Source organism: Candidatus Borrarchaeum sp., from assembly GCF_019058535.1.
Taxonomy (GTDB): Archaea; Asgardarchaeota; Sifarchaeia; order Borrarchaeales; family Borrarchaeaceae; genus Borrarchaeum; species Borrarchaeum weybense.
The window spans coordinates 1-19,865 of record NZ_JAHPYX010000222.1 but is presented as its reverse complement, the minus strand read 5'-3'; the positions used below and the strand labels follow the sequence as shown (position 1 = coordinate 19,865).

General features: G+C 37.5%; 21 protein-coding genes. 10 read left to right on the top strand and 11 right to left on the bottom strand.

Going from position 1 to position 19,865, the window contains the following annotated elements:
• Positions 1–149: 149 nt before the first annotated feature.
• On the top strand, positions 150–1,520 hold the full coding sequence (locus tag QVB70_RS13620; RefSeq protein ID WP_287587270.1) for a HEAT repeat domain-containing protein: 1,371 nt from the start codon (positions 150–152) through the stop codon (positions 1,518–1,520).
• Between the two features lie 34 nt (positions 1,521–1,554).
• Here the strand turns inward: QVB70_RS13620 and ilvD are convergent, their stop codons facing one another.
• The 4 genes from ilvD to QVB70_RS13600 all read right to left on the bottom strand — a co-directional run bounded on the left by ilvD (position 1,555) and on the right by QVB70_RS13600 (position 6,666).
• A complete protein-coding gene (gene ilvD, locus QVB70_RS13615; RefSeq protein ID WP_287587268.1) occupies positions 1,555–3,219 on the bottom strand; it encodes a dihydroxy-acid dehydratase in 1,665 nt (554 codons plus the stop codon).
• A 295-nt stretch (positions 3,220–3,514) separates the two neighbouring features.
• The gene (locus QVB70_RS13610; protein WP_287587267.1) at positions 3,515–4,453 is read right to left on the bottom strand and encodes a methylenetetrahydrofolate reductase; all 939 of its coding nucleotides are present in this window, start codon (positions 4,451–4,453) and stop codon (positions 3,515–3,517) included.
• Between the two features lie 10 nt (positions 4,454–4,463).
• Positions 4,464–5,102 (bottom strand): methylenetetrahydrofolate reductase C-terminal domain-containing protein, encoded by a 639-nt coding sequence (locus QVB70_RS13605; protein WP_287587263.1) that lies wholly within the window; start codon positions 5,100–5,102, stop codon positions 4,464–4,466.
• A 313-nt stretch (positions 5,103–5,415) separates the two neighbouring features.
• Positions 5,416–6,666, bottom strand: coding sequence for a hypothetical protein (locus QVB70_RS13600; RefSeq protein ID WP_287587260.1), 1,251 nt, complete (start codon positions 6,664–6,666; stop codon positions 5,416–5,418).
• 195 nt (positions 6,667–6,861) lie between these two features.
• Between QVB70_RS13600 and QVB70_RS13595 the strand changes: the two genes are divergently transcribed.
• Together QVB70_RS13595 and QVB70_RS13590 are read left to right on the top strand one after the other, a co-directional pair.
• The gene (locus QVB70_RS13595; protein ID WP_287587258.1) at positions 6,862–7,098 is read left to right on the top strand and encodes a hypothetical protein; all 237 of its coding nucleotides are present in this window, start codon (positions 6,862–6,864) and stop codon (positions 7,096–7,098) included.
• 149 nt (positions 7,099–7,247) lie between these two features.
• Complete coding sequence (locus QVB70_RS13590; protein ID WP_287587256.1) at positions 7,248–7,574, top strand: transcriptional regulator; 327 nt, start codon at positions 7,248–7,250, stop codon at positions 7,572–7,574.
• Between the two features lie 212 nt (positions 7,575–7,786).
• Here QVB70_RS13590 and QVB70_RS13585 read toward each other — a convergent pair whose 3' ends face one another.
• Positions 7,787–8,005 carry a hypothetical protein gene (locus QVB70_RS13585; RefSeq protein ID WP_287587254.1) on the bottom strand — a complete coding sequence of 73 codons (219 nt, stop codon included), beginning with the start codon at positions 8,003–8,005 and terminating at the stop codon, positions 7,787–7,789.
• A gap of 160 nt (positions 8,006–8,165) precedes the next feature.
• Between QVB70_RS13585 and QVB70_RS13580 the strand changes: the two genes are divergently transcribed.
• Together QVB70_RS13580 and QVB70_RS13575 are read left to right on the top strand one after the other, a co-directional pair.
• Positions 8,166–8,456, top strand: a complete 291-nt coding sequence (locus tag QVB70_RS13580) for a UxaA family hydrolase (protein ID WP_287587251.1) — start codon at positions 8,166–8,168, stop codon at positions 8,454–8,456.
• 10 nt (positions 8,457–8,466) lie between these two features.
• On the top strand, positions 8,467–9,636 hold the full coding sequence (locus tag QVB70_RS13575; protein WP_342766574.1) for a UxaA family hydrolase: 1,170 nt from the start codon (positions 8,467–8,469) through the stop codon (positions 9,634–9,636).
• Positions 9,637–10,002: 366 nt separating this feature from the next.
• Here the strand turns inward: QVB70_RS13575 and QVB70_RS13570 are convergent, their stop codons facing one another.
• Entirely contained in the window at positions 10,003–11,682 is a 1,680-nt protein-coding gene (locus QVB70_RS13570) for a hypothetical protein (RefSeq protein ID WP_287587246.1), read from the bottom strand.
• 323 nt (positions 11,683–12,005) lie between these two features.
• Here QVB70_RS13570 and QVB70_RS13565 point away from each other — a divergent pair, with 323 nt between their 5' ends.
• The gene (locus QVB70_RS13565; RefSeq protein ID WP_287587243.1) at positions 12,006–12,317 is read left to right on the top strand and encodes a hypothetical protein; all 312 of its coding nucleotides are present in this window, start codon (positions 12,006–12,008) and stop codon (positions 12,315–12,317) included.
• Between the two features lie 68 nt (positions 12,318–12,385).
• Here the strand turns inward: QVB70_RS13565 and QVB70_RS13560 are convergent, their stop codons facing one another.
• Genes QVB70_RS13560 through QVB70_RS13550 form a run of 3 tightly spaced genes read right to left on the bottom strand, consistent with a single transcriptional unit; the run spans position 12,386 to position 14,693 of the window.
• Positions 12,386–13,840: a hypothetical protein gene (locus tag QVB70_RS13560; protein WP_287587241.1), complete on the bottom strand. Its 1,455-nt coding sequence runs from the start codon at positions 13,838–13,840 to the stop codon at positions 12,386–12,388.
• A gap of 45 nt (positions 13,841–13,885) precedes the next feature.
• Positions 13,886–14,065, bottom strand: coding sequence for a hypothetical protein (locus QVB70_RS13555; protein ID WP_287587239.1), 180 nt, complete (start codon positions 14,063–14,065; stop codon positions 13,886–13,888).
• Positions 14,066–14,078: 13 nt separating this feature from the next.
• Positions 14,079–14,693, bottom strand: coding sequence for a thioredoxin family protein (locus QVB70_RS13550; RefSeq protein WP_287587237.1), 615 nt, complete (start codon positions 14,691–14,693; stop codon positions 14,079–14,081).
• 252 nt (positions 14,694–14,945) lie between these two features.
• Between QVB70_RS13550 and QVB70_RS13545 the strand changes: the two genes are divergently transcribed.
• Entirely contained in the window at positions 14,946–15,782 is an 837-nt protein-coding gene (locus tag QVB70_RS13545) for a hypothetical protein (RefSeq protein ID WP_287587235.1), read from the top strand.
• Positions 15,783–15,916: 134 nt separating this feature from the next.
• Here QVB70_RS13545 and QVB70_RS13540 read toward each other — a convergent pair whose 3' ends face one another.
• The gene (locus tag QVB70_RS13540) at positions 15,917–16,483 is read right to left on the bottom strand and encodes a TATA-box-binding protein (protein ID WP_287587233.1); all 567 of its coding nucleotides are present in this window, start codon (positions 16,481–16,483) and stop codon (positions 15,917–15,919) included.
• A 244-nt stretch (positions 16,484–16,727) separates the two neighbouring features.
• Here QVB70_RS13540 and QVB70_RS13535 point away from each other — a divergent pair, with 244 nt between their 5' ends.
• Entirely contained in the window at positions 16,728–17,357 is a 630-nt protein-coding gene (locus QVB70_RS13535) for a hypothetical protein (protein ID WP_287587230.1), read from the top strand.
• Positions 17,358–17,587: 230 nt separating this feature from the next.
• Here QVB70_RS13535 and QVB70_RS13530 read toward each other — a convergent pair whose 3' ends face one another.
• Positions 17,588–18,040: a hypothetical protein gene (locus tag QVB70_RS13530; RefSeq protein ID WP_287587228.1), complete on the bottom strand. Its 453-nt coding sequence runs from the start codon at positions 18,038–18,040 to the stop codon at positions 17,588–17,590.
• A 113-nt stretch (positions 18,041–18,153) separates the two neighbouring features.
• Between QVB70_RS13530 and QVB70_RS13525 the strand changes: the two genes are divergently transcribed.
• Together QVB70_RS13525 and QVB70_RS13520 are read left to right on the top strand one after the other, a co-directional pair.
• Positions 18,154–18,513: a hypothetical protein gene (locus tag QVB70_RS13525; protein ID WP_287587225.1), complete on the top strand. Its 360-nt coding sequence runs from the start codon at positions 18,154–18,156 to the stop codon at positions 18,511–18,513.
• A gap of 186 nt (positions 18,514–18,699) precedes the next feature.
• Positions 18,700–19,728: an NAD-dependent epimerase/dehydratase family protein gene (locus tag QVB70_RS13520; protein WP_287587223.1), complete on the top strand. Its 1,029-nt coding sequence runs from the start codon at positions 18,700–18,702 to the stop codon at positions 19,726–19,728.
• Positions 19,729–19,865: the final 137 nt, after the last annotated feature.

The window sequence follows — 19,865 nt, the reverse complement described above, 5'->3', positions numbered from 1 at the left end:
GTGATATACTTACACCTATCACCTTAAGAATAACTTACTAAATTTAATAGAAAGAAGTAAATCTAATTAACTTATCATTGAATCTATGAAAATCCACCTATCAAGTAGAGTGATGTAAACTTAAAATTTGCCAAGGGACGTTGTATCAATTGAAAAGTGATGTTGAGGAACTATTAAGTGGACTTTCTGATGAAGATGTTGGAAAACGACGAATTTCTGCCCAGACTATTGGAAAAATAGGAAAAGAGGATCCTCTTAAAATTAAGGAGGTTATACCAGAACTCGTAGAAACTCTAAATGATGATGACAGTTACATAAGGGCTACAATCGCAAGGGTTCTGGGAGATATTGGTTTACAAGAGCCTAATCTGGTTAAAATAGCGGTTCCTAAGCTCTTAACCAGCCTAAATGATAAATATGCAGAGGTTCAAGAAAATGTTCTCTATGCGCTTGGAACTATTGGATCTCAAAGCCCATATCTTCCTCATATAGCGGCGGAGAAGTTTTTTGATCTTTTAAGAACCCAATATATGCAAGAAGACGAAGAGGGTATCTCGGATTTTCAACTTCTAGCCAAACAAATGGAGAACGAAGATAGTTGGACCCGATACTTTACAATTGGAGCAATTGTTGATTATCTCCAGCAAAATGATGAGGACTTAAATGAAGCGCAAAAGTTACTTAAAAAGGCATTGGAATCCGATGATTTTTGGATGAGAAAAGGAGGGCTTTGGGCATTTTGCCAACTATGGTCAAGAGATATTTTAAAAGAGGACGTCCTCCCCATGGTAAAGAGTGGATTAAATGAGAAATTTTTTGAAGTAAGACTCTCTGCCATGAATTGTATCAATATAATCCTTCAGAAGCAAAATGAAAAAGTTGATGAATTTGCCCCTCTCATTCTTGAGCTTTTTAAAGACGAAGAAAAAAGAATAAGAGAACTGGCGTATGCGTATGTTATTGATATTTACGAGAGTTATCCTCATATGGAAAAGGACATCATTTCAAAATTGACTAAACTAAAACGTAAAACCACACAAAAAGAAACCAGGCGTCTCATTGCGAGAACATTGGAATACTTCGCGAAGCCGAAAATCAAAGAACAACTGCTGAAAAAGAAGGGGCGATATCTGCTCTCTAAAACAGCAAAGAAATACAACGTATCCGCAAGTTTTGTCAGAAATCTTGTTCAACAGTTATCTCGTGAAGGCATAAACGTGGAAGTAGTAAACGAAAAAGAGTTGTTGGAAGATTTTTTGTACTCTTTGAATTCAGACGAAGAACAAATTATAAGAAAAATTCTTAAGCAATTATCAAGAGAGCAAGAGCATCAGATCTATTTAAATGAATTAATGGCGAATGTTTTCAGCGAAGAACAGCTGAAAAGAGTCATTAACAAGATGCTAGCCAGTCATTGGATTAAAGGAGAAATTCAGGAAGAGAAGAAATTCATACGAAAAAATATATTCTTCGTGGGTTCTGTTACTAAGCCAAGAGACCTAATAATTGTGAAAAAATGAGGCTTATAGAAGCCCATCGAGTTTTCTAACTGCTTTAAATTTTGTCCTGCAGATAGGCACCTTTATCCGCAGAGTTGGCGAGTAGCGCGTATCGAGCCAGATAACCCTTTCTAATCTTTTTCTTGGGAGGTTTCCATCTGCCGAGGCGTTCCTGAAGATCATTATCGGAGATAAGAAGTTCTAATTTTCGATTAGGAATGTCTATAGCGATAAGGTCGTCATCTTCGACTACCGCAATAGTTCCGCCCTCTGTAGCTTCTGGCGATAGATGTCCTAGCGCAGGGCCCTTCGTTCCTCCAGAGAATCGTCCATCAGTGATGAGTGCAACTTTATCTAAACCCATGCTTACTATCGCGGAGGTAGGGGCTAACATTTCACGCATACCAGGACCTCCCTTTGGTCCCTCGTAACGAATTACGACAACTGAGCCATTGGGAATGCGTCCATCAAGAATTGCAGCGAGCGCATCTTCTTCTAAGTTAAAAACTTTTGCAGGTCCTTTATGAGCCATCATATCAGATTTGACAGCGCTTTGTTTAACAACTGCTACCCCCAAGTTCCCTTTCAAAATAGCATAGCCTCCTTCCTTATGCACAGGATCTTCTAGGGGTCTTATTACGTCAGATCTCAACACTTTGGCATCTTCTATGTTCTCTCCAATAGTTTTGCCAGTCACTGTGAGTGAATTAAGATGAATTTTATTTCCAAGTACTTTTAATATCGCAGGAACTCCTCCTGCCTCATCTACGTCTTTTAGTGTATAAGGTCCACCAGGAACAGTATCGATAATATGAGGTGTGTCTTTGCTCAGTTCGTCAAAAACCTCTAATTTTAACTCATATCCAACTTCCTTAGCTATTGCAGGAAGATGAAGTATAATATTGGAAGATCCACCAACAGCTAAAGCTAAACGAATTGCATTTTCAAACGCGTCTTTTGTCATAATCTCATGTGCTGTAATATTATCTGCTATTAGTTTCATGATCTGGCGACCACTTTGAAGAGCAGTTCGCTCTTTTCTTACATCTATTGCATGCTCAGTGGCACTTCCTGGTAAGCTGAGACCAAGAGCTTCTGTAATTAATGACATGGTATTCGCAGTATACATACCTGCACAGGAGCCAGGACCCGGGCACGCTGCTTTTTCTAAGGCATCAGCCTCTTCCAAAGTCATTTTCCCAGATTTAACCCAGCCAGTTGCTAAGAAGGCGTCAGTTATTGCTACAGGCTTACCCTTAAATCTGCCTGGAAGCATAGGGCCTCCTGTGACCACGATAGAAGGTACATTAAGACGGGCAATTGCCATCAACATACCGGGAACAATTTTATCACAGCTAGCTAGGCACACTAGACCGTCAAATCCATGTGCAGAAACCATCAGCTCAACAGAGTCTGCTATAAGATCACGACTAGGCAACGAAGATGACATACCAATGTGGCCCATGGCAATTCCATCGCAAATAGCAATCGTATTAAATTCAAAAGGAACTCCACCAGCATCACGAATTCCGTCTTTAACTTTAGCTGCAAGTTTATTCAAATGAATATGACCTGGTACAATCTCATTCCATGAGTTTGCAACGGCAATAAACGGCTTCTTAAAATCTTCATCAGTGAGCCCTGTTGCCCTATAAAGCGCACGATGATGTATTGACTCTATACCTTCAAGTCGAGGTTCACTTTTTTCACGGTTTGACATACCATTCACCAAAATAGACTATTATAATAGGTTTTCTCATAGTAATCGCAAGGATATTTAAATGCTTCAGTGAACTACCCCACCCTGGAGGATGGGGGCTTCCCACCAATTAGTTAAGAATTTTTAATCAATTGTATATGAACACTAGAAAAAATATATCGCGACATAAGAACACATATTATCTTGTGAATATTAATCGTCTTGTATAAGTTGTAACTTAACATTATTGACTTTTTTAATCAAAAACAAAGCCTAAAATCAAAATTTCAAAAACAAAAAAAGGAAAGGGAATCCCTTAAGCTTTTAATACTGCTTCAACAAGCGGCGGTGTGCACTGGACGTAGTTGACTGCCATGATGTGGATACCCGCGGCTTTGGTTGTTTTGTAGATCTCTCTGCAAAAATCTGTGAAATATTCGATATTGATCTCTAGATACTTTTCTTTTTTCTTCTGTTTGTCTTCGGTTTTCTTAGCCTCTTTAAACATTTCCATTAGGAAATCAGGTACTGAAACACCAGGGATTGCGGTATTGAAGAATTTTGCCATGCCGTAAGATTTTATGGGGAAAATCCCGATGATGCACGGCGTATTGAGATATTCAATCTCTTTAAGCCATGTTTTTGCCTTTTCGATTTCAAAGACGACCTGGGTCTGTATGAAATCTGCCCCATATTCTCCAAGACCAAGTGTTTTTCTTTCACACTTAAGCACTTCTGGCTCTAGAGGATCAGCATTAGGATTTCCAGCCATGGCGATATTAAATTTTGGTGGTTTTTCTATTTCAAGACCTACTAAGTCAGTCCCATCTACGACCATTTTTCTTGCCATATACACTAATCCAAGTGAATCAACATCATAGACTGGTAACGCCCCAGGATTGTCACCAAGAGTAGTATGGTCGCCGCTCAAGGCGAGAACGTTTTTTAGACCTAAAGAGCCTGCAGCAAGCAAATCAGACACTAAAGCAAGTCTATTTCGGTCTCTGACTGTACATTGATATACTGCCTCCATTCCTGAGTCCCTCTGAACCATGTAGGAAGCTGCTAAGGGAGATGTGTATGCACATGATTTTGGATTATCAGTTACATTGCAGGCGGTCACATAACCTTTAAGTGCTCTTGCTTGCTCTATGACCTCATGTAGATCAGTAGTCTTTTCAGGTTCAAGTTCACCCGTGAACACGAACTCCCCAGCATTTATTTTTTTCATTAACTCGCTATATGCTTCTCTCATTTTCTTCACCTCATCGCAACATAATCTTTTGTGGTGATGATTTAATGCTCCAGTCACGTGGTAACGTCGGTTTCACAAACAAATCAAGCCTATCAAATTTCTTGAGTTGTTCATAGATCAGACACCATGCACAGTCGTTTTCGTAGTTTCCGACTTCACATTTTCCTTCTGCATAACCTCCGCAAGGACCATTAATTAGTCCTTTCGCGCAACGAGTTAGAGGACAGATAGTACCAGTTTCATGAAGTACACATTCACCGCACATCTTACACAGTTCTTGGAAGCGTCCGATCCTTATGGTTTCGCCAAGAAAAATAGTATCACAACCAGGCAAGACAAATTTTTCAGTAGCCTCTGATACAACCTGAGCGCCTGCGCCACAGCTAAGTTCCAAAATAACTTCTGCTTCTTCGATCTTATCTTTTACTTCTTTCAAGTCGCGTTTGACCAGCCTAATATCGCAAGGTTCCTCAAACACATAGCCAGCAACAGCGCGATCGCCAAGAAGTTCAACCATTTCATTGACCTGTTCTTCGCCACCAGTCATACAGCTTGTTGCACAAGTGCCACAGCCACCCACGAAAATCTTATTATAGGGTTTTAACATTTCTAAAATGTCTTCAATGTTTTTTTTGCTAGTTATAATCACATCATTCACCTCGAATATGATTGAAGTTTGTTACATGTGATAAGATTCCTTAATTGAGATGTGTAGTAAGTTGCCTTTTTAAACTTAAATGTCGATACACCTGAAATGTTAAAGATCTATCATCATAATTCTCAAAGTTTCTAAATACTGTAGTACCGTTCTGCACCTAAGGGAATCTCTTTTTCAGCTAAGCAATAAAAAATAATGAAGAGTAAATTCTTAGAATTTATTTGATATCAGCGAGAAGACCCCTTCCGTCAGGGAGGGGTAATTGACTTCTATTCTTGCCTAAATAAAATCTTTGACTTCAAGATTAACTAGTTCTTCTTGATCTGCCACGTCGTGTTTTTGTAGGAGTGTCTTCTGTCTCCTCTTCTCCTTCTGTTTCCTCTTCTTCTGTTTCCTCTTCTTCTGTTTCCTCTTCTTCTGTTTCCTCTTCTTCTGTTTCCTCTTCTTCAGCGGTCTCTTCGTCTTCCTCAACTACGTCCTCTTTTTTACCCTCTATTTCCGGAAATGCGCGGATCATTGCAACTTTTATGGCACTTAATTGTTTAGAGAGGTTCTTGGTTAGTGCCTCGATATTATTCTCAAAGTCACTTCTTGGTAAAATTATTCTTTCAATTGCTTCCAAGCGACTCATAAGCTCTGTGGGAGGCGTCGTATCCCGTTTATTTAGTTCATTAATTGCTGTCTCCAGTTCACCTATGCGTTTTGAGAGACCATCGAATTGTCCAATCACACTATCAAAGTACGCGATCTTCAGTTTTTCAACTTCTGAACCAATTACTCCTAGTTTTTCGGTAGAATTCTGACTCATTTCTGTTATAATTTCAGATTGGGTATTAAACTTTTCAACAAAAGTTTCTTTGTTCTCAGTAACTGACTTAGCTAATTCAGCATGTAAATTTGTAACATGTTCCGTCAATGTTTCCTGTGTACTCTTTATATTATCAACTCTTTCATTTAGAGGTGTCATTACTTCGGCAAAGTCTTTTTCAAGCTTTTCAAATCTAGCTGAATAATCTTGTTTCATTTGTTGTAGAACTTCATCTACGGAAGCTGGCAACGCATCAATCTGCTCTTGAACAATTTCTTTTGTATTCTTTGTTTCAGTAATCATAGTTTCAACATTGCTGGAAATAAACTCTTTTAATATCCCTATATTTTGAATAAGTTCTTCCTTATTAACTTCTAGCGCCTGTAAACTACTATTGCTTGTATCTTCAAGTTTAGCTTCAATTGTTGAAGTAACATTGCTGATTAGCTCATTTAGTGCTTCAAGACTTTCAATTGATTTCTTTGCATCCGTCTCAGTACTTTTTTTAAGTTCTTTTAAACTATCAAGAACATCTTTATTCAATTTTGTAATATCCTTTGAAAGGCTCGCATAATTTTTATCAAGAGACGAGACATCTTTAGTTAGAGCGTCATGCTCTTTTGTAAGTGTTACTTGGTTATCATGAAAATCTTTGAATATCTGAGCAAGCGAATTGGAGAGCATAACAAAACTAGACTCATTCTCCTCAAGTTCATCCTTCTCTTCTTTTTTAGGGTTATCTGCCATTTGTTTTCCCCTTCTAAGAATTTGTACTTGTATTGTGATGATTTATAATTTATTTGACAATTACAATATAAGTATTCACCAAACTGTAAAAAGCTTTGTTATTACTAAATGTTAAGACAAAAGAAAGCCCCATAGCTTGAGCCTAGAGATGAATTGGGTCAAAATATTACGTTTCAAACTTCTTAATAAGTTTTGTTGAGTTTAGCCGAACGCACCTATGTGTGTCATCACTGCGGTTTGGTGATAGACCGTGATTATAACAGCAGTTGTGTACTAGAACACGAAGCATATAAAACCCTAGGTAGGGGACCTACCGAAGTCACGCCTGCGGAGACTAATACCTCTACGTTAGCGTTGGAGTATCTGAATCAGATAGCCTACGTTAAGGCAAGTATGGTCGCAGAAACAGGAAGCCTCACTGCTTTAGCGTGAGGTAGTTCACGCAACACATTTGTTGGAGAAAGAAAAATAGGTATAGTCAAATAGAACCATTTATATGTCATAGGCATAAATGAATACTATCATTGCTATCCTAATAAAAAGGAAGAGTGATACACTTGCGCCCTCCATGTGAAACGATTGTGAAATATATTTTACCAATGATTCGTGCCTTTCTCGCGAAAGAACTTGTCGAAAACCAGGGTATGACACAAGAAGAAGCAGCAAAAAAACTCGGGCTTACTCAGTCTGCTATTTCAAGATACATCAAAGAACAACGTGGATTAACTGATTTCAGCAAAGATGAAGAGTTAATTAACTCAATTGAAGAGTTTTTCATGAAGTATAAAGGTGATGAACAAAAAATATCAGAAGTCGCACAAAACATATGTGAAGTCTGTATAACTTTAAGGAATAAACCAGAACTTACTTGTTTTCCTAAATCGAGAAAAGAGAAATTAAAGGAATAGGGGATCTTCTTGCGGAGAAATGATAAATTTTTGAGAAATTTTTCGAATATTTCTTTGCATCTTTCGATCTTGCTAGTCTCCTCTTCAGGATTAATAGTGGGAGAAATCTCCACCTGAATGCTTTATATTCTCCAATATCCTTCCTCATTTCGCACGATGGTATCACGTGCTTTTGTTTTCAGATCTTCAACTTCTAATCTCGATTTTCTCATTCAAAAAGCAATGTTTGCAATTAAACAGAATCCTGTTGCCGATGCAAGAAGGCGTGATGCATTTGACCCCTTACCTTCGCCTCCAGTGTCTGGTGGTTCATCAACAACAAATTTTTCTACTTCTGGCACCTTGAAATCCACTTCAAACTGAAATGGAGACTCCTTAAGTTTAAGATCAATTTCGAAATCCAAATATCCATTCTTTGATTTTTCACCCATAAGATCACCTCAAACCAGAAAAACTCAATTTAAATTTAAAAAAATGTAAGTTATTTTGAAGACTTAAGCATAATTTATTTAATAATAATAGTTTGAAATGCATTCAAAGTCTGTTAAATTGGTATAATGTAGAAAATAATCTTATACAGGAGGAGTTTTTTTGTCAGAAAAGCGTGCAATTGTTATTAACGAAAAAGATAACGTAGCAACTTTAATATCAGACGTTAAGGCAGGAGATATCGTTATTGTAAGAATGGGGGATTCAGAAGATAAAGTGACTGTAATAAACGACATTAAATTTGGTCACAAATTCGCCGTTAAGTCGATCACAGAAGGTGACGAAATAATCAAATATGGCGAAGTAATTGGACGAGCAACAGCCCCTATTACTATCGGAGAACATGCACATATTCAGAACATTGAGAGTTTAAGAGGTAGAGGTGACCTATAACTAAGGAGGCATAGTTTTGGCGGAATTTTGGGGATACAAAAGAGAGGATGGTCGGGTTGGTATCCGGAACTATGTCGGTGTTATGTCGAGTGTTACCTGCGCGAATAGTGTTGTACAAAAGATTACAGATGCGGTGGATGGCACACTTCCTATAACTCACAGAGAGGGATGTGCTCAAATTGGGGCTGACTATGAACAAACAGTTCGAACCTTAGTCGGTTTAGGAACGCACCCTAATTTGGCTTCGATTCTAGTTGTTGGATGGGGATGCGAAAATGTCCTCGCTAACGAACTCGCCGCAAAGATCAAATCTATGCGTGATTTTCCAGTAGAATGGATGATCGTTCAAGATTCGGGTGGACTGCTTAAGAGCATTGAAAAAGGTTCTGCAATTGCTCAAGAAATGGTTCGAAAAGCATCAACACTACAAAGAGAACCAATGGATCTTAGTGGATTGATAATTGCACTTCAATGCGGAGGAAGTGATACCACATCTGGAATCGCAGCAAACCCTGCTGTAGGCGTAATGTCAGATATGGTCGTCACAGAAGGTGGATCTGTAATACTTTCAGAAACCACAGAAATTATTGGCGCAGAACATATTCTTGCGCGAAGAGCAGTAAATGAAGAAGTTGCTAATGATCTCATTCGGATCGTAAATCGTTTCGAGGAAAACGCGAAGAACATGGGTGTTGATATACGAGGAAGTCAACCAACATCTGGAAACATTGCAGGAGGACTAAGTTCTATTGAGGAGAAATCACTTGGTGCAATTGAGAAAGCTGGTTCCACACCACTTCAGGAAGTCTTAGACTATTCATATCGTCCATCAAAAAAAGGATTGCTCGTTATGGACACTCCAGGTCGTGATCCCGAGTCAATAACAGGTATGTTTGCTGCTGGGGCTCAGGCAATGGTTGTAACTACTGGCCGTGGAATCCCGACGGCATCTATGTTAGTACCTACTCTCAAATTGACAGGTAATCCGAATGCACAAAAAATTAGTGAAGAACTCATGGATATTGACGGATCCCTAATAGTTCAAGGAAAGAAAACCATTGAAGAAACTGGCAAGGAACTATTTGAAGAACTAATTGCTGTTGCTTCTGGAAAGAAAACCAAAGCAGAGATTTTGGGTCTTGACGAACTATCAATCTTGAGAGCTGGTCCTACGCTATGATTCTTCACGACTCTCACCTCTGGAAACCCCTTCCCTTTAGGGTGGGGTCGTTTACAGAGTAGCTAAGCAAGAAAGCACTACAGCTTCAGCGTGGTGATGAATTGCGTGAGTGAGTTTTCACTTTCAACACGTGCACTGAGGGGTCTCCCTCAAGTTATATAGGTGGAATGAGGAAGGTATCAACAACAATTGGAGGGCTACTACGCACACTTGTTGACAAGGTGCATACTCCGACTGTATCCCATCGTTAGCAGTACCTACGGGGCGTAGGGATGTTAAGCCTGTGGAGATAAGACCTCCGTAACCCGCCAGGGGATCGAGTCTGTCGTAGAAGCAGGAAGCCTCGATGCTTGAGCACGAGGTAGCTCACAGAGATAACACAACTTCTGTTATAGCAGTTAGCGCACCCATTTTTTCAAGTTCGTTTGAAAGTTCATTTGAGACTTCTAATGCTTGATAAAGCAATAATTGTGCACGATTTTTTTCATTACTATGGGCAAGTAATTTTGCAATAGTAGTTAAAGCGATAGCAAGTTCCTTTGGTGCTTTGATTTCGTTAACTAATTCCGTGAGTTCTGCAATTAAATCGTTAAATTTATCCTGAAGCCCGAGTTCTGAACATCCTTTCGCTACATAAAGAAGTGCGTAGAAGTGCTCAAAAACGTTAGAAATCAGATTTAAAAATGGTCTCGTGCCGTCTAATAAATCTTTAACCTCTTTTTTTCGTTCAAGTGAATGTTCTATCTTCGCAATATCCATAAGAAGATAAATTGAGTTTTTCGGATCTTTTATTTCCTTCGCTAACTCATAGATTGAGTTCACAAGAAAAATATCTGTTATTGATGAACTTTTTTCTATCAAAATGTCTGCAAGAGTTATTGCTGCTGTTTCGCGAACTAATTTGTTTCGAATAGATTTAACTGTAGCAACAGCTTTTTGTAGTATTTCTTGAAAAAATGATTTCGCACTCTGACCACCATTGTTGAGCGCTGTAATTATGTGATTAAAGGCAAAAGCACGTAGTGTAATGTTTGATAAGTTTTCAATTGCTTCAACAATCTTTTGAATTAAAGAGAGTTTATCACTGGAACTTAGTTCGTTTAGTGCTTCAATGATACTTTGCCATGCCAAGTTTAACAATTTCTGATCTGTTATAGTATACGCTGCTTCGACAGCTCTTAAGAGTTGCTGTTTTGCCTTATTGGGTTCATTAAATTTTATGAATGCTTTAGCAATGTATGAAAGCGCAACAGATTGTCTTGAAGACTCCTCGATTTGTTCAGTATAATTAATTGCTTTTTCAATTATTTCTTCAGCTTGTTTTTCATTTTCCATCCTTAGCAAGGTAATTGATACATCAATAAGTGCGGTCGTAAGCGAGGACATTTCAGGTAATTTCATCAGAGATTCAAGAGCATTTGAAATCCAATGTTGATCCTGATTAGCTTCAGCATAACTCAAAAATGCCTTTGCAATCGAGATTAAAGCGATATAGTAGAATGAGGATACTTCTATTAGATCAAGGTTCTGTTGTGCTTGGTTAATTAATTCAATATCATTGAAAGCAGCGCTCATATCGCTTAAAACAGTAATAATTTCGCTTAAAATCTCAAACCGATACGATTTACTGGTAATTTCATCAATTGCCGGCAATATATCGTCGTTAATAAGCTTCAGCGTTTTGTCTTTTCCTATGAGATGAAAAAATACCTTAAGAATATCTACAAGATTATAGAACTTGTTATAAGGGAGATATATTGATTTGGCAATATTTATTGTTGTTTCAATTTTTTCAATATCATTTGTAGCTCTAACTGCGCTAACTGCAGTGCCTATCAGATTTTGCATTACGTCAAGTTGTTCTAAATTATTAGGCATCTGTTCCGCAATACTGAGTGCTTGATTAAAAAACTCTTCACTTCTTGTATCATTCATTTTTAAAAATTGTTCAGAAATATGCGTTAACGTAATTGCTTGAGTATAAGGGGATTTAAGGGATTGTACGGAATTAAGAAGGGTATTAAATAGATTTTCCTTCTCAGACAATAGAATAACCTCCAATACTATCAGTTATTAGGAATTTTTGTAAAAATAATATTTGGATTGTTTTTTATAATGTTACTTTTAGGTAGAAAATTGGCAACTAAACATTCTTGTTATAACTAACTGTTTTCACAAACTCTCTTTCTGGATCTGACTAAAACAGTAGAGATCTCAAAAATCGATACTTTTTAATATTGTTTTGTGAATGATGGACTTACAACAGTTGCAAATGAACAAATTGCAAATGAACAAGGGAGAAACGATCTTTCCAACCAATAAAAAAAGAAAGACGATCTTTCCGATCTCAAATAAAAGAAAACAAGGAGATGACAAAGCTGGCCAAGGACAAAGCTTATGGAGGCATTATCTTTATTATATCGATCTTAATCCTTCTGGGCTACTCGTATTGGGCAATTATACTACCAATCTTCCCTAGTATCGGACTTACAGCATGGATTCCATTCTTGACAGCTGAAAACTCAATCTGGGCGATTCGTATCCCAGTTTACATTGCTGTTTTAGTTATCCTACTTATTGCAGCATGGATCGGCTGGACTATGGCTACTACCCCTGCGCCTGCACCAATAGACGCAGAAGACTTTGAAGAAGAATTTGAAATGGAAGAATCCGAGGATTAAGAATCAGTGCCTAAAGCCACTACACTTTTTTTATTTTTATTTTCATTTTCGATGATGGTTTTTCAAATTTAGATGGAAATGACAAATGTTTCCTGTTCTGTTTTCACACTGATTTTGGCATCGTTTCCTGGCTGAATCAGTGCATGGATTCTATATTCTTTTTTTAGGCTATCGGGAGCATCCTTGACTTTATAATCACCTTCATCCAATCTAATCATTTTCAGTGATTTAACAGCAAGAAGATCCCTCAATCGCTCTTCAGTCTCATATATTGCGAGATTAGAACCAAGTTTACCATTCCAGCAAACAACCAGAACATTTTTTTGATCTTCATCTAGTTTATGAGTCCGTGAAAATACCATCCAGTTTTGAAGATCGTCGGGTAGTTCACCTACATCCGTATAGTTGTTAAAAGAATATTTAAACGGCTTTTGTGGAATCTTTCGTTTTTCTTTAATTAGTTTGAAATGCACTACAAACTCTCGCCGGTCGGCCTTTTCCGCTAACTCTATCGCTTGCTCAATATACTCATCGATATTAGATGAGTCTCCATGTTTGGTCAGCGTTTTACTGATGAGATTGAGATCTTTTAAGGCAAACGCTGTACTAACTGCTTTTGAAAGATAAATTGATGCAATTTCTGAGTCAACTAAACGATACCTCTCATCTCCATAATTCAAGAGGACATCTATCAACTCTTTGCTCATATCTTCTGCACGTTCGATCGCATCTTCAAGAATATATTCTGCCTCTTCAAAACTCCTTAGATCAAAATAAGCATCAGCTATACCAATGAGGCATTTTATTTGAAGCCATGGAAAATTAAAATCCTCAGCCAATCTAAGTGTATTTGTAAATAAAATAATCGCCTGTTTTAGTCGAAATATAGATTGCCATGGCAAGGTTGATTCTTCTCTCTGTGGGGTATGTTCTAAAGCAGACATGGCTCTAGCTAAAAGATAGGCAGCCTCAGCATGGAAATTTCGTTTCTTAGAGAGGAATAACAATGATAAATCAACCGATTTTTCGAAATTACTCAATACAAAATTTAAATTGCCAGAAAGACCGCTAGTAATCCCCGCCAATACATATACAGGCACATAAAGATGTGTAACAAACTTCATTAATGAAAGGCGAACACTCTCATCTTTTATTTTTGGAAGGGTTAATGAAAGGGCTTGATGAAAATCATTTAGAAGAGGTATAATCATTTGAAACGCATCGGCATAGTTTCCAGATTTAATTAATGACTCTATGGTGGGGTAGTCAACATTCAAACGCCTAATTTGATCTAGAATTGGTACAAATTCAAAAAATCTCGTGATTTTGTCAAGTGTGAAGACATTTCCTGGCTTTAGGTATTCTCGAAGTTCTTCGGGAGGAATACCAGCGATTTCCAAAGGACTTAGTGGCTGAACTCGAAGTTCTTCGATAAATAGAAGTATTTCACTTAGCAGGTTCTTCATTTTTTCAACTGAATGCATGTTGAGTTCTTCCAAAGATATCGGGTTATTTCTATTCAATCGCTTAACCCCAAGCCACTAGAGTTTTAATTCGGGAATGGAGGTTCAGAGAGAACTTAAAAGTTCTCCTAATTTTTTTGCCGCATCCAATTTGAAGTAATTGACACAGGTGAGTTCTTTACTAGGATCAACCAACTCAATGCATACAGTTTCTCCGAAAACAGTTACTATTACCTTCATGTCCTTTTCCAATTCCAATTCATGAACAATCTTTTTTTCGCTCATTCTTTTCACCTACCTAGATGTAATAACTAAGGACAGGAGGTTTCCGGGTAAGTTCCTCGATAAACGCGTCTAATTGAGGTACTCCTTGAAATCGTACCTTTTCATTAATAACTGTTGTAGGTACTGCAGTCACACGATATTTTGCTGCAAGTTCTGGCAGTTCCGTACTATTAACAATTTCTGAGGTTACCTTTCCATCAGAAGCAACCGCAAGTTGATTAGACATGAATACAACTTTCGGACAATAAGGACATGAACTGGTCGTTATTACTTTGACAGTAGCTGGGTTTTTTATCCCCGTTAGTTTTGTTTTCTGTTCTTGTGTTACTCTTGTCCCTTTTCCTCCTCCTGCTACCAGTTTTAGAGTATTTGTGAAAACACGCCGTTCCAATCCTACAGGCAAGCCCACATACTTGATGTTATCTCCAATTAGAATCGTTGGTACACCAGAGATATTGTATTTTTCAGTGAGTTCAGGATTTTGATCGAGATTGATGACTTCAAGATTTATCTTGAGTTCATTGGATAAGTTTTTAGTGTCTAGGTTGACTAAACTAATAGCATCAGGACAAAATGGGCATTTAGTTTCATCACTAACAAAGACCTTTACATTAACGGCATCCATCATAGATTTTTTTTCCTCCTTTTGTTGATGTATGGATCCCAATAAGCAAGAGTGTACGTTTCTCTTTAAGATTCTTAACCAATATAAACCCTAGTTCCATTTTTTATATGCTAAAATAAAAAAACATTAGCCCAGTAAATAAGTTTAAGCTCTTGGCAGAACGAGAAAATAAACAATTCCAAAGCATTGTAAAGAAATTCGTTGCTCAATTCACTGATTCTAGAGATTTGAATTAAAAAAATGAGCGTAGATCAAATGGGAAATAAAAAAAATGCAAGATCTGTTGAGCTCAAAGTTAAAGAGGCTTATCCACAAGATGTTGGAAAGTTTAAGGTCCGGATCAATGATGATATCTTAAAGATCTTAGGAATTAAAAGTTCAGGAGGTATTGTAGGGCTATACGGAAGGAAGGTAACTGCCGCAATTGTACGACCCTTATTCTTATCAGAAACAGCTAAAGATTTAATTCGTATGGACAGATTTATTCGAAAGAATTGTGGAGTTTCCGTAGGAGAGTATGTTTCAGTAAGGCGAGTGCGCCCAATACCTGCACAGAGTATATCATTCCGTTTAACAGCACTTCCACTGCGGTCAGATGATTTTAAGCAAATCCTGAAGCGAAAATTGATGGGGATACCTGTGTCGCCTGGAGACATGATTGTTGTTCAGCTTGAAAAAAGCAAGATCCCATTAGCGATATCACGTTTGCAACCTGCAGAATTTTGTTTTATAAGAGATATAACATCAGTAGACTTCATAGAAAAAGTACAAGAAGAAGAAGTTGAATCTGTTGACGGCCTAATTAAAAGAAAACAAGTTATCGAAGACATTTTGAAGAAATTGGAATCGAAATTTGATCAAGGAACTATTGGCGCTGAAGAATTTTCAAAATTGTACGAACAATACAAAGAGGAGCAAATGTTTATAGAATTTCAAATAAATGAACTGATGGAAAATCAAGACACACAAATGCCAATAAAGATTCCTCTAGAAGAGCCAATGAGTTCTATGTTCTGTCCACATTGCGGTATAAAAATCCCTCTCGATTCTTTGTGGTGCCCTAACTGTGGAAACAAAATTGAACGCACTTAATAAAACTCTAAAAAAATGCAAAACAGGGTTTAGAATTCAAACAAGAAATAAGGGGAGTTAATCTATCCATTTTGCGTATATGAAAATGTAGAGCCATGAAAATAAAAAAAAAGAAATAATGTGTTACATAATTCCTATTTAGGTTCTTCTGTTGCGCCGATTTCCTTTAATTCTTTTACAAGAATATCCACAGCTTCGTGTATTTGTTCCTCGCTCTTGGCGCCCGTGCATACCAACTTTCCAGACCCAAAAATGAGAATTACTACTTTCGGCACGGCCATCCTGTAAATTAAGCCGGGGAACTGCTCAGGTTCGTACAGCGAGTTCTCCAGAGTCAATGCTATGGTTTCTAAATTGATGCTGAAGTCCAATGTGACCGATGCGACCATATTCTGGATTTTTACCTTCGGAGGGCTATTTACATTAATATCAATACTTCTCAGTTGTTTTACAAGCGTTTCTATTGCCGCATAAACATCTTCTTTACTTTTACCGCCTGTACAGACGAGTTTACCTGTGCTAAACAACAGAAATACCGCCTTGGGGTCTGAAACTCGCAGAACCAAGCCTGGGAAGCTCTCAGGATTGTACTCAGCTCTATCTAGGGAAGCGGCAATATGGAGAAGGTCAATTTTTTGATCAAATTCGCCAGAAGCAACTACATTTTGGACTTCAATTATTGGTTTTGTAATAAGAACCACCCACTTTTAACTAAATGTCTACAAACTGTTGATTTTTTGCTAAGAATCCCCACCATGATTTTAAGTTTCCGTAGAAAAAATTTAGTATGGATCGCTGGAGTAATGACATATAAAGTCGGTTTATAAGTTATATATATAACCAACAGTTATAGAAAAATTCTGATTTTTATTATTTCTTCAAAATGGCGCCTTAATGAAAAAGAATGAACTGATAAAACTGAATTGCAGGGCGTGTGGGTCGTAGTTGGATGGAAAAATTCCCAGAAAAAACTGGGTTATGATACCGTATTCTAAAGTTTATATTGACTATAAACGATGGAAAGATATTGCAGCCCGGAGGATGATAAGCGTTACAAAATACTCAGAAGCTCTTTCTAGAGCTCTTATTGAAAGCGAAACCAGTTTAGGGTACCTCGTATGGGTTGCAAAGGAACAGTATAAAGGAACATTATATTTGCGCTATGCTTGTGAGTGCTCACATTTTAAGATGACTATACTGCCTGCTGCACGCAATAAATTCGCTACAATAAAAATTAATGGTGATTATGCTATTTTAGTTGATGAATGGCATAACTTGGATAAACATGCATATGTTGCTGCGAGCAAACTTCTAGATATTAAAATACCTGTTGCGTTACCTTTAGAACAACTAGTTGATTTCAGACTCATTGAGGCAGGAAGATATAATAATCGTTTTCAAAAACTAGGTATCACTACGCTACTGGAACTTGCAAATCAGCAAGAATCACCTGAAGTGGATGAAAAAGTTAAAGAGTTCAAAAGTTTGGCAAAAAGACTCCTTGAAAGCATAGATTTAATTGAACTTCAAAAGGATGTTTTTGTTGCTTTTGATAATGAACTGAAATTACAGTGAGTTACCTCGTGCTCAAGCATCGAGGCTTTCTGCTTCTACGACAGACTCGATCCCCTTGACGGGTTACGGAGGTCTTATCTCCACAGGCTTAACATACCTACGCCCCGTAGGTACTAAAACCTCTATTGATAACAAACTATATTAACCTAACGCAATTCATCACCACGCTGAAGCTGTGGTGCTTTCTTGCTTAGCTACTTGTAAGTAAATAACCTTAAAATCTGTGTATCTCAAAGATACATTGTCTTACGGGAAGGGTATTTCTTATTAACCAGTTCTTCAAGTTCTTTAGTTAATTTAGAGTCCACTTTGTTTTGTTTATTATCATACTCTTTCTTCAACCGATTTGTCGCAGTAGTTGAAAACCTTTCAATACCTCTCACGAAAATAGCGCTGTCATCCTTAGGTTGCGGGAAAAGTGCATGAAAATTAATAGGTTTGCCTAGTTTCATTACAGCGCGTTGAATCTCCTCATCAATATTACGTGTAGGGCCGACACCTAGACCAATAGCCTGAAAGGGGTTGATAGGTTCGGATTTTATCTGCCAAAGGCGGGGAGGTTGTGCTATAAACGTATCATAATGTCCTTTTGAGTCTTTGCCACCAAGTATGCTCCAATCGTCTTTATCCTCATCGTAGCGTTTCTTAATATCTTTGATTATCTCACCTGCTTCTTTAGTCATTGAGGTTTATCACCATCTACTAGAATTCGTTATTTCTTGTACATAAGTGGAAATATAAAGATAACCGACAACTATCTCATCTACATAAGTATTGAATCAAGAGTTGAAAAATCATGGTCAGAATCAAAGAGAACATAATTGACTATAGCATCGGTGATAGAATCAAATCTCTGCTTATTATTGCATCCAATGTTCTTTTAAGGTATAAAAGTCTTCCAATTAAAAATATTGATGGTAAAGAGGTAATAAACTGGTTTTTAGAGGCGTTAATAAGTGAAATCACACTCTTATCAAACGTGAATAAGACAGACTATATCATGGCTATCACAGAATTAATTAGTAGTGCTGAAAAAGCGTTTGTGGTGGGTAAAGCGGAAGAGGCAGTAGAATTCATTTCAACAGCAATTTCAAAGGCTACAACACAAGCTGCGAAAGCCATTGAAGAACTTGAGAAACTTTGGAAGACAGATTGATAATTTTAAATCGTATAAAAAATGAAAAAGAAAAAAAATGAAGATTGTGTTGGAATAATGCTGTTATTTATTTGGTGAGATTATGAAACAGCAAAATTCATAAGACTCAGTTTTACAGGTATCGATATCTCTATATTTAATCAACAGGGGTTTCAATCTAATCATAATTAGCTATAGGTGAACAATGTGCAGATAGAGAAAGACGTGAAAACAATAATTAATTCGCTAAAAGATTCATCTATTGATTATAAAGGACTTCGCGTTCTTATATCAGGAGGCGCAGGCTTTCTTGGCAGTTACATTTGTGATGTTCTAATTGAAATGGGTGCAACAGTATTTTGTGTTGATAATCTCTCAAGTGGAAGACTTGAAAATATTCAAGATTTAATTGACCAAAAAGAAGACCAATTCACATTTATGAGACAAGATATTGTAGATGCATCTGTTTTAGAAATTGAGGATCAATTTGACGTAATTCTTCACCTTGCTAGTCGCGCTGCACCTATGGAATTTGAGAAATATCCTATTGCCATCTTAAGCACAAATACGATAGGGACAATGAACACCCTTGAGTTAGCTAAGCGGTCTAACGCAAAAATTCTGTTTACTTCGACTTCGGAGACGTATGGAGATCCTGACCCGCAGTTTGTGCCGACACCAGAGACTTACGCAGGAAGCGTCATTAGCACCGGAATAAGAAGTTGTTATGAAGAAGGAAAACGTTCTGGTGAGGCTTTTATGGCAGCGTATCTACGTCAATATGGAATTAATACGCGAATCGTACGTATTTTCAATACATACGGTCCAAGAATACGTGCGGATGGAGTATATGGGCGTGTTGTTCCTCGATTTGTTAACCAAGCCTTAATTGGCGACCCGATTACTGTTTTCGGCGACGGCGCTCAGACGAGAAGTTTTAGTTATGCCACAGATACTGTTGAAGGTATTCTTCGTGCTGCAATCTTAGATAGTGCTTCTGGGGAAATTTTCAACATTGGAAATGATAAGGAAATGACAGTCCTCCAGCTAGCCAAAATAGTCAAGGAACAAACAAACTCAGAATCAGAGTTCGTATTTAGCAAATTACCGGAAGGTGACCCAAAAAGACGATGTCCTAACGTTACAAAGGCAAAAACGATATTGAATTGGTCTCCAAAGGTAGATCTTCATACAGGACTGAAAAATTTCATCTCTTGGGTATCCGAACTCAAATGAAATTAGATTCTGTTTCAATACTCAACTCTTTTTCCTTCATTCATATCCACAAAGACTCTACTTAGATATTTGGACCATGAAATTATTTCCATGATTCGTGTAATCTAGAAAAAAATAAAACAACTAGATTCTAAAGT